The organism is Allonocardiopsis opalescens (assembly GCF_003002095.1).
GTDB classification, from domain to species: Bacteria; Actinomycetota; Actinomycetes; order Streptosporangiales; family Streptosporangiaceae; genus Allonocardiopsis; species Allonocardiopsis opalescens.
In genome coordinates this window covers 470,014-482,900 of the sequence record NZ_PVZC01000004.1, presented here as the reverse complement: position 1 = coordinate 482,900, position 12,887 = coordinate 470,014, and the positions used below count along the sequence as shown (strand labels likewise).

Below are 12,887 nucleotides of genomic sequence, written 5' to 3'. Positions count from 1 at the left end.
ACGGCGCCTGCCACCCCTTCGCTTGTGGGAGCGCTCCCAACTCGCTCTGGTTCTCCCCCGGACGCTCCGCACGCAAGGAGTCTCATTGAACCGACGACGCAGTTGGACCGCACTGAGCCTCGCACTCGCCACCGTGGCGGGCACGCTCACCTTCGTCGCGCCGACCGCACCGGCCCTGGCCCACGGCGGCATGACCTACCCGGCGACCCGCACCTACGCCTGCTATGTGGACGGCCTCGCCGGCGGCAACGGCGGCGACCTGAACCCGACCAACCCGGCCTGCGCCGAAGCCGTGCGCATCGGCGGCAAGACCCCGCTGTGGAACTGGTTCGGCAACCTGCTGTCGGACTCGGCGGGCCGGCACGAGGAGGTCATCCCCGACGGCAACCTCTGCGGCCCCGGCGCGACCTTCGCCGCCTACCGGATGCCGCACCCCGACTGGCCCACCACCACCCTGGAGTCCGGCGCCCCCATCACCTTCCGCTACAACGCCTGGGCGGCGCATCCGGGCACCTGGACCCAGTACGTCACCCCGCAGGGCTGGGACCCCTCGCAGCCGCTGCGCTGGGACGACCTGGAGGTCTTCGACGAGGTCACCAACCCGCCCATCAACGGCAGCGGCCCGCACGGCGCCGAGTACACCTGGAACGCGGTGCTGCCCGAACGCACCGGACGGCACGTCATCTACTCCGTCTGGGAGCGCTCGGACAGCCCCGAGGCCTTCTACAACTGCTCCGACGTCGTCTTCACCGGCGGGAACGAGGAGCCCGACACCCAGGCGCCGACCGCGCCCGGCACCCCGTCCGTCACCGGCGCGACCGGCTCGACCATCGGCCTGAGCTGGGCCGCCTCCACCGATGACCGGCGGGTGGCGGGCTACGACGTCTACCGCGCGGCCGCGGGCGGCGACCAGCTGGTGGCGACGGCCACCACCAACTCGGCGACGGTGACCGGACTGGAGCCCGATTCGGACTACACCTTCTACGTGGTGGCCCGCGACGCGGCCGGCAACCGCTCGCCCGCCTCGCCGTCGGTGGCGGCCAGCACCAACGCGCAGCCGACGACCGGCCCCTGCCGGGTGCAGTACAGCGTCGGCAGCACTTGGAACGGCGGCTTCACCGGCACGGTGCGCATCACCAACACCGGCACGACGGCCGTCAACGGCTGGGAGTTGTCCTTCTCCTTCGGCGGCGGCCAGACGGTGAGCCAGGGCTGGTCGGCGACGTGGAGCCAGTCCGGCCAGGTCGTCACCGCACGCAGCGCGAGCTGGAACGGCACCATCCAGCCGGGCGGCTCGGTCGAGGCGGGCTTCAACGCCACCACCGCCTCGGGCAACCCGGCGCCCAGCACCTTCACCCTCAACGGCGCCACCTGCGCCACCGCCTGATCCGACCCCGGTCAGGCGGTCCCTGCGCGCCCCGTCCCGGTGGAACGGCCAGACCCGGGGCGGGGCGCGCCCCTCCGCGCCCCGCCCCGGCCTGCGATAGTCGGCGGGTGAGGACCATCGGCCGCGACGGCGAGCACGAACTGGAGATCAGGCGCTCGCGCTTCCTGTGCGCGCTGCGGCGGGTGCGCACCGAGGAGGAGGCGCGGGCCTTCATCGCCGAGCGGCGGCGGCTGCACGGGACCGCCACCCACAACTGCACCGCCTACGTGCTCGGCGCCGACGGCGGCGTCCAGCGCTCCAATGACGACGGCGAGCCCTCGGGCACCGCGGGTATGCCGATGCTGGAGGTGCTGCGCCGCCGGGAGCTGACCGAGGTCGCGGCGGTCGTCACCCGCTACTTCGGCGGGGTGAAGCTCGGCGCGGGCGGGCTGGTGCGCGCCTACGGCGGCGCGGTGTCGGCCGCGCTGGACAAGGTCGGGCTGCTGGAGCTGCGCCGGGTGCTGCTGGTGGCGGTGACCGCCGACTACGCCGACGCCGGCCGGCTGGAGAGCACCCTGCGGGCCTCGCGCTTCGAGGTGGTGGACACCGACTACGGCGGGGCCGGGCTGACCGTTGCCGCCGCCGTCGCCGAGCCCGAGCTGGACGCCTTCGCCTCCTGGCTCGCCGAGTCCGTCGGCGGCCGGGCCCGCTGGGCCGTGACGGGCTCGGCCGTCCGCGAACGGCCCGCGGAGGAGGACGGGCGGCTCAGTCCAGGGTGACCAGGAACCGCCGCACCGCCGCGGCGAAGCCGCTGGGGTCGTCGTCGTGCACCCAGTGGCCGCAGCCCTCGAAGACCTCCAGCCGGGTGGCCGGACGCCGCCGCGCCATCTCGCGGGCCACGGCGGTGGGCAGGACGGAGCTGTCGGCGCCGTGCACCAGCAGCGCCGGGCACGACGAGCCGAGCCAGTCGGCCCACCAGTCGCCGACCAGCAGCCGCTGGGACTCCACCATGTCCTCGTAGTCGAACAGGAAGCCCCAGCCGTCGGGGAACTCCGCGGCGCTCTCCAGAAAGTACGCCGGGTCGGGCACGCCCTGCGCGCGCACCGCGTCGGCCAGGCCGCGCAGGGTGGGGGCACGCCGGGGCCAGCCGCGCACGTCCAGCACGGGGTGCGGGACCTCCGGCGGCCGGTTGCAGGCGCCGCCCTCCTCCACCACCAGCGCGCTGACCAGCTCGGGGTACCTGGCGGCCAGCCGGAAGGCGACGACGCCGCCCATGGAGTGGCCCAGCACGACCGCCGGACCGGTGCCGAGCCCGCGCAGGAAGGCGGCGGCGTCCGCCACGTAGGCGTCCGGGCTCAGGTCGCCGTCGCGGCCGCTGCGGCCGTGGGCGCGCTGCTCCAGCGCGATCACCCGGTGCCCGGGCGCGAGCGCGCCGCCCAGGTAGGCGAGGTGGCGGGCCCGGCCGAAGTGGCCGTGCAGCACCAGCAGCGGAGTGCCGGGGCCGCCGTGGTCCAGGTAGGCCAGGCGCAGCCCGCGCACGGTGGCGAACGCCTCCACGGGCGCGGTCACGGCCGCAGGTAGCGGGCCGTCACGACGCCGCTGCGGTAGGCGGTGGTGCCGGCCGGCTCGAAGGCCGACGGCTGGAAGTCCATGCCGAACAGCGGGGTGCCGGAGCCGAAGACGACGGGGTTGATCTTGACGAACAGCTCGTCGACCTCCGGGTACAGCACCCCGGCCAGGGCGCCGCCGCCGCACAGCCAGATGTCCAGGCCGTCCTCGGCCTTCAGCTCCCTGACCTTCGCGACCGGGTCGCCGGTGACCAGCTCGACGGCGGGGTGAGGGCTGCGCTCCATGGTGCGGGTGACCACGTACTGGCGCAGCTGCGGATAGAGGTTCGGGACGCCGAGGTCGACGGCGGGCTGGTAGGTGCCCCGGCCCATCACGACGGTGTCGAAGTGCCGATTGGGGGCGTCCAGCCCCATCTGGTCGCGCATGTGGCCGGGGATGGTCTCGGGGTACTCGGCGATGATCGCCTCGATGTGGTCGCCCTCGGTCGGGAAGGCGGCCATGCCCCCGTCGGGGGCGGCGATGAACCCGTCGATGGTGGTCGCGACGTAGTAGACGAGTCTGCGCATGCGGAAGCGGCCTGTCTCCTGAGGTGTGCGGGGTGGGGCCCGGCGGTCGACGGGTCAGGCCGGGCGGTACAGCGACAGCGTGCACGAGACGGTGACCGCGAATCCGGGCCCGTGGGATTCTAGCCGGGAGATCCGCTCCCTCAGCTCGTCCGCGCCCAGATGGTGGGCTGTCGGCCCCATCCGGACGAGGCGTTCGACGTCGTCGGCGCCCAGCACGGCGCGGTGGCGGTGCCCGGTGCGCCCGGCCGGGGCGAAGTGCCCGGCCAGCGCGCGCTCCAGCCGGGCGTCCTTGTCGGCGTCCACGGTGAGGGTGCCGACGGCCTCGACCAGTTCGGCGAGGTGGTCGGCGGTGGGGGTGACCACCAGCAGGGCGCCGCCGGGGGCCAGGACCCGGCGGAACTCGGCCGGGTTGCGGGGCGCGAACACGTTCAGCACCAGCCCGGCGGCGCCGTCGGCGACGGGCAGCGGCCGCCACAGGTCCCACACGGCGGCGGTGATCGCGGGGTGCGCGCGGGCGGCGCGGCGCAGTGCGTACTTGGAGAGGTCCAGGGCCAGGCCGCCCGCGCCCGGCAGGGCGTCCAGCACGGCGGCGAGGTAGTGGCCGGTGCCCGCACCGGCGTCGAGCACGAGCGCGCCGGGCGGTGCCGCCCGGGCGGCGGCGTGCGCCACGGCGGCGGTCAGCGGCGCGTAGTGGCCGGCGGCCAGGAAGCTCTCGCGGGCGGCCACCATGGGCGCGGTGTCGGCCGTGGCCGCGTCGGCGCCGCCGGGCAGCAGGTTCACATAGCCCTGCCTGGCCCGGTCGAAGCTGTGGCGGTCCGGGCAGCGCAGCGAGCTGCCCGCCGCGCGCAGCGGCCGCCCGCACAGCGGGCAGCGCAGCGCGGCCAGGGCCGCCGCCGCGCCCGCCCTTGGGCCGGCGCCGGGCGCGGCTCCGTCCGACCGCACCGCGCCCCCCCTTCCACCGGTGGACCGGATGGTGTGATGTCGCTCGCCCGCCCCGGGCCCACCGCGGCGCGGCCGGGACGGCCGCGCAGGTCGGACGGGTGGGCGAACCGCGATGGTACCGCAGCTGCGCAGGCCGTCCAGCTGCCTCGTCGCCGCAATGGACCTGACGTGCGACCCTCACGGCATGGGAACGGGACACGGGCACGCCGAGGCGCGCACGGCCGGCCGACCGGGCCGGTGGCGGCGGGTGCGTCATACGCTCGGGCACTGGCTCAGCCCGCACACGCACGGCCACGCCGACTCCCTGGACGCGGCCGTGGAGGGTTCGGCCGAGGGCATGCGGGCGGTCTGGATCGGGCTGGCCGGCCTGGGCGCCACCTTCCTGGCCCAGCTGGCCGTGGTGGCCGCCTCCGGCTCGGTGGCGCTGGCCGCCGACACCGTGCACAACCTGGCCGACGCGCTCACCGCCGTACCGCTGGGCATCGCCTTCCTCACCGCGCGCCGCCCGGCCGACCGCCGCTACACCTACGGCTACGGCCGCGCCGAGGACCTGGCGGGCGTCTTCGTGGTGCTGGCCATCGCCGCGTCGGCGGCCTGGGCCGCCTTCGAGGCGGTGCGGCGGCTGGCGGAGCCGGCAGAGGTGCACCACCTGGGCTGGGTGGCGGCCGCCGGGCTGGTCGGCTTCCTCGGCAACGAGGCGGTGGCGCTGTACCGGGTGCGGGTGGGCCGCCGCATCGGCTCGGCCGCGCTGGTCGCCGACGGGCTGCACGCCCGCGTCGACGGGCTCACCTCGCTGGCCGTGGTGGCCGGGGCGGGCGGCGTCGCGCTCGGGCTGCCGCTGGCCGACCCGGTCGCGGCGCTGGCGATCTGCGTGCTGATCCTCGGTGTGCTGCGGTCGGCGGCCCTCCAGGTCTACTGGAGGCTGATGGACGCGGTGGAGCCCGAGCGCACCGACGCGGCCCGCGCCGCCGCGCTGACCGCGCCCGGGGTGGCCGGCCTGGCCGAGCTGCGGCTGCGCTGGATCGGCAACCGGCTGCGCGCCGAGGCGGTCGTCCTGGCCGATCCCGCGCTCAGCCTGCCCGCCGCCGACGAGCTGGCCGAGCGGGTGCGCCGCGCGCTGATCGGATCGGTGCCCCGGCTGGCCGACGCGATGGTGCGGGTCAGCCCGGCCGGCGCCGGCTCAGCGGTAGAGCGCGGCGATGGCGGCGGCGAAGTCGGTCTCGATCGCCGTGCGCCGCAGCTTGAGTGACGGGGTGAGGTAGCCGTTGTCGACGGTGAAGTCGCGGTCCAGCACGCGGAAGGCGCGCACCGACTCCAGCCGGGAGACCGCGAGGTTGGCCGCGTCGACGGCCTGCTGCAGCTCGGCCAGCAGCTCGCGGTCGGCGGCCAGCTCGGCCGGGGTGGCCGACAGCGGCTTGCGGTTGACGATCTTCCAGTACTCCAGGTACTCGGCGTCCAGGGTGATCAGCGCCGCCGGGTAGGGCCGGTTGTCGCCGACGACCATCGCCTGACTGATCAGCGGGTGGGCGCGCAGGTGGTCCTCCACCGCGACCGGCGCCACGTTGGTGCCGCCGCTGGTCACGATCAGCTCCTTGCGGCGGCCGGTGATGGTGAGGTAGCCGTCGTCGTCCAGCCGGCCGAGATCGCCGGTGGCGAACCAGCCGTCGATGAAGGCGGCGTCGGTGGCGGCGGCGTTGCGCCAGTAGCCGCGGAAGACGTGCTCGCCCTTGACCAGCACCTCGCCGTCGTCGGAGATGCCGATGGTGACGCCGGGCAGCGGGCGGCCGACCGTGCCGGCCCGGGTGTGCGCAGGGGTGTTGAGGGTGATGGCGGCGGTCGTCTCGGTGAGGCCGTAGCCCTCCAGCACCCGGATGTCGATGCCCTGGAAGAAGTGGTGCAGCCGGGGCGCCAGCGAGGCGCCGCCGGTGAGCACGAAGCGCAGCCGGCCGCCCAGGGCCGCCCGGATCTTGTTGTAGACGAGCCGGTCGTAGGCGGCGTAGCGGATGCGGTCCCAGCGGCCGAGCCTGCCCCGGGTGCGGCCGTTGGCGGCGGCCACGGCGACCGCGCCGTCGAAGGCCTTGGCGCGGCCCGCCTCCTCCGCCCGGCGCCGGGCCGCGCCGACCAGCCGCTCCAGCACGTAGGGGACGGCGAGCAGGAAGGTGGGCCGGAAGTCGGCCAGGTCGGCGGAGAGGGCGCTGGTGTCGGGGGTGTGCCCGACGCGCACCCGGGCGCGCACGCAGCCGATCTGCACCACGTGGCCGAGCACGTGCGCGAGCGGGACGAACAGCAGCGTGCAGCGCGGCTCCCCCAGTTCGCGCATGCGCTCCAGCAGCGGTTCGACCGCTCCCATCGCGGTCTGGGTCTCGCGCAGGAAGTTGCCGTGCGTGAGCGTGCAGCCCTTGGGCATCCCCGAGGTGCCCGAGGTGTAGGTGATGGTGGCGGTGTCGTCGGGCGTCGCGGCGAGCCTGAGCTCGTTGACGGCATTGGGGTCCAGGTAGCGGCCGGCCTCGGTGAGCTGGCCGAGGACGCCCGCGTCCAGCCGCCACACGTGCGACAGGCCCGGCAGGCCGGTCCGGGCCGCCGCCACCTTCTCGGCGTCCTCGGCCGTCTCGACCACGACGGCGACCGCGCCGGAGTCGCCGAGCACCCAGCGCAGCTGCTCGACCGAGGCGGTGGGGTAGACCGGCACCAGCACGGCCCGCACCGCCCAGACCGCGAAGTTCACCAGCGGCCACTCGTAGCGGGTGCGGCAGAGCAGGGCGACGCGGTCGCCCGGCATGATGCCCGTCGCCACCAGGCCACGGGCCACCTCCACCACGGCCTGCAGGAAGGCGGTGGTGGTGACGTCCTGCCACTCGCCGCCGACCCGCCTGCTGAACACCGCGTCGTGCGGCGCCTCCTTGGCATTGGCGTAGATCAGGTCGGTGAGCCCCCTGAAGCGCTCGTCCTCCGGGGCGTTCGCGGAGTACTGGCGCATACGACCCCCTTCCGCCGGTGGGCCGCCGGAGCAGGACCGCTGCTCGGGGCCGATCCACGATGGTAGTCACGATTCACCGCGCGGCGCGGGACCGGACAGGCGGCGCGACGGGCGGGCAGACGATCATGACCCGGGCGTACTGTCCGGAATCCGCACAGCGGTGACCGCCATGGCCACATGCGGACAGAGGAGTGATAGCCGCGAAATCGGTACGGACGGGAAGTTGATCGACTCGTTCATCCTCGAATTCTCGTAGCGTTGGGCCATCGCCCGGGCCGTCGACCAGCGCCCCGGGATGACCGAGACGTACGCTGAGATCGTTCTGGAGGAGCACGGTGAGTACCGACGTGGAGGCGCGGATGGACCGCGTGGAGCAGGAGGGCGAGTTGCTGCGCACCCTGGTGGTGGAGCAGCAGCGCGTGTCGACGGCGATGTTCGAGGGTCTGAATCGCATCCTGGCCGGTCAGGACCGGCTCGCGGACCGCATGGAGAAACTGGACACCAAGCTCGACACCAGCGTGAACGGTCTCAACGAGCGCATGGACACGCTCGACACCAGCGTGAGCGGACTCAACGAGCGCATGGACACGCTCGACACCAGCGTGAGCGGACTCAACGAGCGCATGGACACGCTCGACACCAGCGTGAACGGTCTCAACGACCGGATGGAGCAGTTGGATCATCGGACTGGCGCTCTTGCGTACGACCTCAAGGAGGTCCACAGCAAGGTCAGCCTGCAGTACATGGAGGCGCGCGAGCAGTCCGACCTGATCAAGTCGATTTCCAGCAAGCTTTCCGCCATAGAGGCGAACCAGATCGACCTTGGCAACCGCGTCGCGAAGGTCACCAAGTGACCGCACCGTGACAACGTGACCGATGAGCTGTTCCCCCGGGGCCCCGTCACCGTGGCCCCGGGGGCCGTGCACCTGCCGGGCTGGCTGGACCTCGCCGAGCAGCGCGAGCTGGTGGACGCCTGCCGGGAGTGGGCGCGGCCCCCGGCCGGGATGGTGCGGCACACCACCCCGGGCGGCGGGCGGATGAGCGTGCGGATGGTCAGCCTCGGCCGGCACTGGGCGCCCTACCGCTACCGGCGCACCCTGCCGGACGGGGAGCCGGTCAAGCCCTTCCCGCCGGTGCTCGGCGCGCTGGCCGCGCGCGGCGCGGCCGCCGCCGGCTTCGCGGTGGCCGAGCGCTACGACGTCGCCCTGGTGAACTTCTACGACGCCGACGCCGCCATGGGCCTGCACCGCGACAGCGACGAGCGCTCGGCCGCGCCGGTGGTCTCGCTCAGTCTCGGCGACGCGTGCGTCTTCCGCTTCGGCAACACCGAGCGGCGCGGCCGGCCGTGGACCGACGTGGAGCTGCGCGGCGGCGACCTGTTCGTCTTCGGCGGCCCGGCGCGGCTCGCCTACCACGGCGTGCCCCGGATCCATCCCGGCACCGCCGACCCGCGCGGCGGCCTCACGTCGGGGCGGCTGAACATCACCATCCGGGTCAGCGGCCTGGGCGCCGGGCCCGGCTGACCGCGCCGCCGGTCAGCGCCGCTCGATCCGCCGGGGCGCCTCCCCTTCCTTCCAGACGTCGATCACCAGCCGGTCTCCGGCCACCCGGACCGTCGACGCCTCGCGCAGGTCCACCCGGAAGGCCGGGAACCACTCGTCCACGGGGTGCTCGATGGCGTCCTTCATCAGCGCCGCGTACTCCCGCCACGCCTCGCCCGGCTCCACCGGCACGCCGAGCCCGGACAGCTTCGCGTCGCCGTCGGGGATCTTCGGGTCGCTCGACGCCGAGTGCAGGGCCAGCCGCGGGTCGCGGCGCAGGTCCTCGGCCTTGCGGGAGCCCGGCATCATCCCGATCCACAGCTCTCCTCCGGCGAAGGTCACCTCGATCCCGCTGATCCGCGGCGATCCGTCCCTGCGCAGCGTCGCCACCAGCGCCAGGCCGCCGAAGGCGTCGAAGCGCGCCCTGGCCGTCCCCGCCAGCTCGGGAGCGGCCCGCTCGAACTCATGCCAAGAAGTCATGGCCCGAGCATGGCGCCCTATCCCTGACATCCGCGGTCAGGGTTTAAGCTGTGTCGCCGCTGAGATCCTGTACGAAGGAGGCCGCCCATGCGCGCCGGCCGGCTGGTCGCCCTGCTGCTGACCCTGCAGCGGCAGCCGCGCGGGGCCACGGCCGCCGCCCTGGCGGCGGCGCTGGAGGTCTCGGAGCGGACGGTCTACCGCGATGTCGCGGCGCTGCAGGCGGCCGGGGTGCCGCTGTGGGCCGAGCCGGGGCCGGGCGGCGGGTTCCGGCTGGTGGAGGGCTGGCGGACCCGGCTGGACGGGCTCACCTCGCAGGAGGCGGGCGCGCTGTTCCTGGGCGGTGCGCCCGACGCGCTGGCCGAGCTGGGGCTGGGTACGGTGCTGGTGGCCGCGCAGGCCAAGGTGCTGGCCACCCTGCCGCCGGAGCTGCGCGGCCGGGCGACCCGGATCCGCGAGCGCTTCCACCTGGACGCGCCGGGCTGGTTCCAGCGGCGCGAGGAACTGCCGCACCTGGGCGCGCTGGCCGAGGCGGTGTGGGAGCAGCGCCGGATCGCGATGGAGTACCGGCGCGGCGACCGGTCGGTGCGCCGGCTCGTGGAGCCGCTGGGCCTCGTCCTCAAGGCCGGGATGTGGTACCTGGTGGCGCGGGTGCCCGACGGCACCGGCGGCGCCGACGCTCCGGTCCGCACCTACCGGGTCGCGCGGGTCGCGGCGGCCGAAGCCGGTGGCGGCGAGCGGTTCGAGCGTCCGGCAGGCTTCGACCTGGCCGAGTGGTGGGCGGAGTCGGCCGTGCGCTTCGACGGCACCCTGCTGCGCGACCGCGTGCGCCTGCGGCTGAGCCCGCTCGGCCTGCGCCGGCTCCCGCACGTCCTGGGCTCGCTGGCGGCGGCGGAGGCCGCCGAGGCGGCCGGGCCGCCCGACGCCGAGGGGTGGCGGCCGGTGGAGGTGGGCGTGGAGTCCCTGGACATCGCCCTGTCCCAGCTCGTCGCGCTCGGCGCCGAGGTGGAGGTGCTGGAGCCGCCGAGCCTGCGCGCGGAACTGGCCGCGCTCGGCGCCGCGATCGCCCGCCGCAACGCCGCGCCTCCCCTGCCGGGCTGAGCCCCGGTCCGGCGCGCTCCGTCCGGCTTGGCACGGAGCGACATGCGGAACGCGCCGAGGTCCCCGCCGGTCCGGGAACGGGCGCGTGCCGAATGGACCTTCCCGCTTCGCGACCGCGAGCGAAGTCCCTGACGGCTCGGCGGGTCCGGTGGCCTAAGCTCTGCGCACGGCCCGGCCCCGCGGCGGGGAGTGCCCGCTCACGGCCCCGCCGACGGCGCCGTGAAGATCATCGGACCGAATCGTCCTGCGGCAGCCCGATGAAACCACTGGAACGGCGACCGCATTTCGGATGACATTCGGTCTGGAGTGTCAGAATACGGATATCATGGAGATGAGAGAAGTCGAGGCCTTCCTGGCCGTGGCCGAGGAACTTCATTTCGGCCGGGCGGCACGCCGCCTGCACATCAGTCCGTCCCGGATCAGCCAGACCGTCCGCGTACTGGAACGGCGGGTGGGCGCCCCCCTGTTCGAGCGGTCGAGCCGGCGGGTGCGGCTCACCCCGCTGGGTCGCCGGCTGCTCGCGGACTTCGCCCCCGCCTACCAGCGGCTGCGCGAGGGCCTGCGCGAGGCGCAGCAGGCGGCGCATCCGACGACGGCCACCGCCGTCATCCGGGTCGGCTTCGCCAGCACCCTGTTCTCCGAGGTGCAGCCGACGCTGCTGGCCGCCTTCGCCGCCGCCGACCCGGCCCCTCGGCTGGTGGCCTCCACCCACCCGCCCAACGACCTCTACCGCTGGCTGGAGCGCGACGAGTTCGAGGTCGACCTGTTCTTCCTCTGGTCGCCGGGCGATCCGCCGCTGGTGCCCGGGAGGCTGCGCTCGGGTCCGGTGGTGCGCCGCGAGCCGCGCGGGGTCATCATGCCGCCGAACCATCCGCTGGCGCGCCGCAGCGTCGTGGACGTCGAGGAACTGGCCGACCACGACGTGCTCTTCCCGTCGGGCCACCCGCAGTACGCCGACGCGTGGACGCCCGCCGCCACGCCGGGCGGGCGGCCGATCCGGCGGGTGCACCGGGACGCGCACTACCTGGAGGACCTGCCCCGGGTGATGGCCGACGGCGATCTCGTCCACGTGGTCATCGCCGACCTGCCGCGGCTGTTCCCGATCGAGGGCACGGTCACCCTTCCGCTGGTCGGCCTGCCGCCGGTCGTGTGCGTGCCGGTCTGGCCGCCGGAGCGCGACACACCCCAGGTCCGCGGGCTCGCCGCCGTGGCGGCGCGGACCGGCGCGGACCTGGGGTGGACCAAGGGCTGAGCGCGCGCCCTCAGGCGTCGATCTTCAGCCCGGGCGCGTCGATGAGGTCGAAGGTGTCGCCGTAGGCCAGACGCCGCCCGGGGAAGTCGTACGGGAAGCCGGCCTCGATCCGGCTCACCTCGTCCAGCGCCGCCAGCTCCTCCTCGGTGAGGTGCACGTCCAGCACGCCGAGGTTGGCGGCCATCTGCTCGGCGGTGCGCGCGCCGACGATCGGGACGATCGAGGCGCGGTGCTGCTGGGCGCGCACCCAGGCGATCGCCGCCTGCGCCGTGGAGACGCCGCGCGCCTCGGCCACCGCGTTCAGCGCGTCGGCGATCCGGAGGTTGCGTTCGTTGAGGAACAGGTCGGAGTAGCTGCTCTGGCCGGCGATGCGCCCGCTGTCGGGGCGCGGCCGGTCGGTGCCGTAGCGCCCGGTGAGCAGGCCGCCGGCCAGCGGGCCCCACGCCGTGACGGTCAGGTCCAGGCCGCGCGCCACCGGGAGCAGTTCGCGCTCCACGGTGCGCTCGACCACGTTGTAGGGCACCTGGAGTCCGGCGAACGGGGTCCAGCCGCGCAGGTCGGCGATGGTGTTGGCCTGGGACACCAGCCAGGCGGGGGTGTCGGAGATGCCGACGGCGAGCACCTTGCCGGCGCGCACGGCGTCGTCGAGGGCCCGCATCACCTCCTCTACGGGGGTGAAGGCGTCCCAGATGTGCACCCAGTACAGGTCGATGTGGTCGGTCCCCAGGCGCTTGAGGCTGGCGTCGAGAGACCGGGCCAGGTTCTTGCGGTGGCTGCCGCCCGCGTTGGGGTCGTCGGGGCGGGTGTTCAGCGCGTACTTGGTGGACAGCACCCAGTGGTCGCGGTCGCCGGCGATCAGTTCGCCGACGATGTTCTCGCTCTCGCCGTCGGTGTAGCGGTTGGCGGTGTCGATGAAGTTCCCGCCGGCCTCGGCGAAGGCCTCCAGGATGCGTCCGCTCTCCTCCTTCGCCGCTCCCCAGCCCCACGCCTCGCCGAAGGTCATCGTGCCCAGGCACAGCTCGGAGACTCGGATGCCGGTGCGGCCCAGCAGTTTGTATCGCATCGTTCTCTTCCGTCGTCGGTGCGTCCGGAGCAG

13 protein-coding genes are annotated in these 12,887 nt (G+C 74.5%); 7 read left to right on the top strand and 6 right to left on the bottom strand.

The window, feature by feature from the left end; genetic code table 11:
- Window positions 1-85: 85 nt before the first annotated feature.
- Window positions 86-1,387 carry a lytic polysaccharide monooxygenase gene (locus tag CLV72_RS15735; protein ID WP_211302880.1) on the top strand — a complete coding sequence of 434 codons (1,302 nt, stop codon included), beginning with the start codon at window positions 86-88 and terminating at the stop codon, window positions 1,385-1,387.
- Between the two features lie 107 nt (window positions 1,388-1,494).
- Window positions 1,495-2,145, top strand: coding sequence for a YigZ family protein (locus tag CLV72_RS15730; RefSeq protein ID WP_106246452.1), 651 nt, complete (start codon window positions 1,495-1,497; stop codon window positions 2,143-2,145).
- Here CLV72_RS15730 and CLV72_RS15725 read toward each other — a convergent pair.
- From CLV72_RS15725 to CLV72_RS15715, 3 genes are read right to left on the bottom strand one after another with little or no spacing between them, the layout of a single operon-like run.
- Window positions 2,132-2,935: an alpha/beta fold hydrolase gene (locus CLV72_RS15725; protein ID WP_106246450.1), complete on the bottom strand. Its 804-nt coding sequence runs from the start codon at window positions 2,933-2,935 to the stop codon at window positions 2,132-2,134. The two genes, CLV72_RS15730 and CLV72_RS15725, sit on opposite strands and share 14 nt — an antisense overlap.
- A complete protein-coding gene (locus tag CLV72_RS15720; RefSeq protein WP_106246448.1) occupies window positions 2,932-3,501 on the bottom strand; it encodes a dihydrofolate reductase family protein in 570 nt (189 codons plus the stop codon). The genes CLV72_RS15725 and CLV72_RS15720 overlap by 4 nt, the downstream gene beginning before the upstream one ends.
- A gap of 54 nt (window positions 3,502-3,555) precedes the next feature.
- Complete coding sequence (locus tag CLV72_RS15715) at window positions 3,556-4,386, bottom strand: putative RNA methyltransferase (protein WP_106247073.1); 831 nt, start codon at window positions 4,384-4,386, stop codon at window positions 3,556-3,558.
- Between the two features lie 241 nt (window positions 4,387-4,627).
- On the opposite strand from CLV72_RS15715, the gene CLV72_RS15710 reads away from it, so the two are divergent.
- Window positions 4,628-5,692 carry a cation diffusion facilitator family transporter gene (locus CLV72_RS15710; protein ID WP_106246446.1) on the top strand — a complete coding sequence of 355 codons (1,065 nt, stop codon included), beginning with the start codon at window positions 4,628-4,630 and terminating at the stop codon, window positions 5,690-5,692.
- On the opposite strand, the gene CLV72_RS15705 is transcribed toward CLV72_RS15710, so the two are convergent.
- Complete coding sequence (locus tag CLV72_RS15705) at window positions 5,624-7,420, bottom strand: AMP-dependent synthetase/ligase (protein ID WP_106246443.1); 1,797 nt, start codon at window positions 7,418-7,420, stop codon at window positions 5,624-5,626. The genes CLV72_RS15710 and CLV72_RS15705 overlap by 69 nt on opposite strands.
- A 335-nt stretch (window positions 7,421-7,755) precedes the next feature.
- On the opposite strand from CLV72_RS15705, the gene CLV72_RS15700 reads away from it, so the two are divergent.
- On the top strand, window positions 7,756-8,274 hold the full coding sequence (locus CLV72_RS15700; RefSeq protein WP_106246441.1) for a YhgE/Pip domain-containing protein: 519 nt from the start codon (window positions 7,756-7,758) through the stop codon (window positions 8,272-8,274).
- A 15-nt stretch (window positions 8,275-8,289) separates the two neighbouring features.
- Window positions 8,290-8,943, top strand: coding sequence for an alpha-ketoglutarate-dependent dioxygenase AlkB family protein (locus CLV72_RS15695; protein ID WP_106246438.1), 654 nt, complete (start codon window positions 8,290-8,292; stop codon window positions 8,941-8,943).
- Between the two features lie 12 nt (window positions 8,944-8,955).
- Here the strand turns inward: CLV72_RS15695 and CLV72_RS15690 are convergent, their stop codons facing one another.
- Entirely contained in the window at window positions 8,956-9,441 is a 486-nt protein-coding gene (locus CLV72_RS15690; RefSeq protein ID WP_106246435.1) for a pyridoxamine 5'-phosphate oxidase family protein, read from the bottom strand.
- Between the two features lie 87 nt (window positions 9,442-9,528).
- Here CLV72_RS15690 and CLV72_RS15685 point away from each other — a divergent pair, with 87 nt between their 5' ends.
- Together CLV72_RS15685 and CLV72_RS15680 are read left to right on the top strand one after the other, a co-directional pair.
- The gene (locus tag CLV72_RS15685; RefSeq protein WP_106246432.1) at window positions 9,529-10,539 is read left to right on the top strand and encodes a helix-turn-helix transcriptional regulator; all 1,011 of its coding nucleotides are present in this window, start codon (window positions 9,529-9,531) and stop codon (window positions 10,537-10,539) included.
- A gap of 325 nt (window positions 10,540-10,864) precedes the next feature.
- Entirely contained in the window at window positions 10,865-11,791 is a 927-nt protein-coding gene (locus tag CLV72_RS15680) for a LysR family transcriptional regulator (protein ID WP_170140997.1), read from the top strand.
- Between the two features lie 10 nt (window positions 11,792-11,801).
- Here the strand turns inward: CLV72_RS15680 and CLV72_RS15675 are convergent, their stop codons facing one another.
- Window positions 11,802-12,854, bottom strand: coding sequence for an aldo/keto reductase (locus CLV72_RS15675; protein ID WP_106246428.1), 1,053 nt, complete (start codon window positions 12,852-12,854; stop codon window positions 11,802-11,804).
- Window positions 12,855-12,887 lie beyond the last annotated feature (33 nt).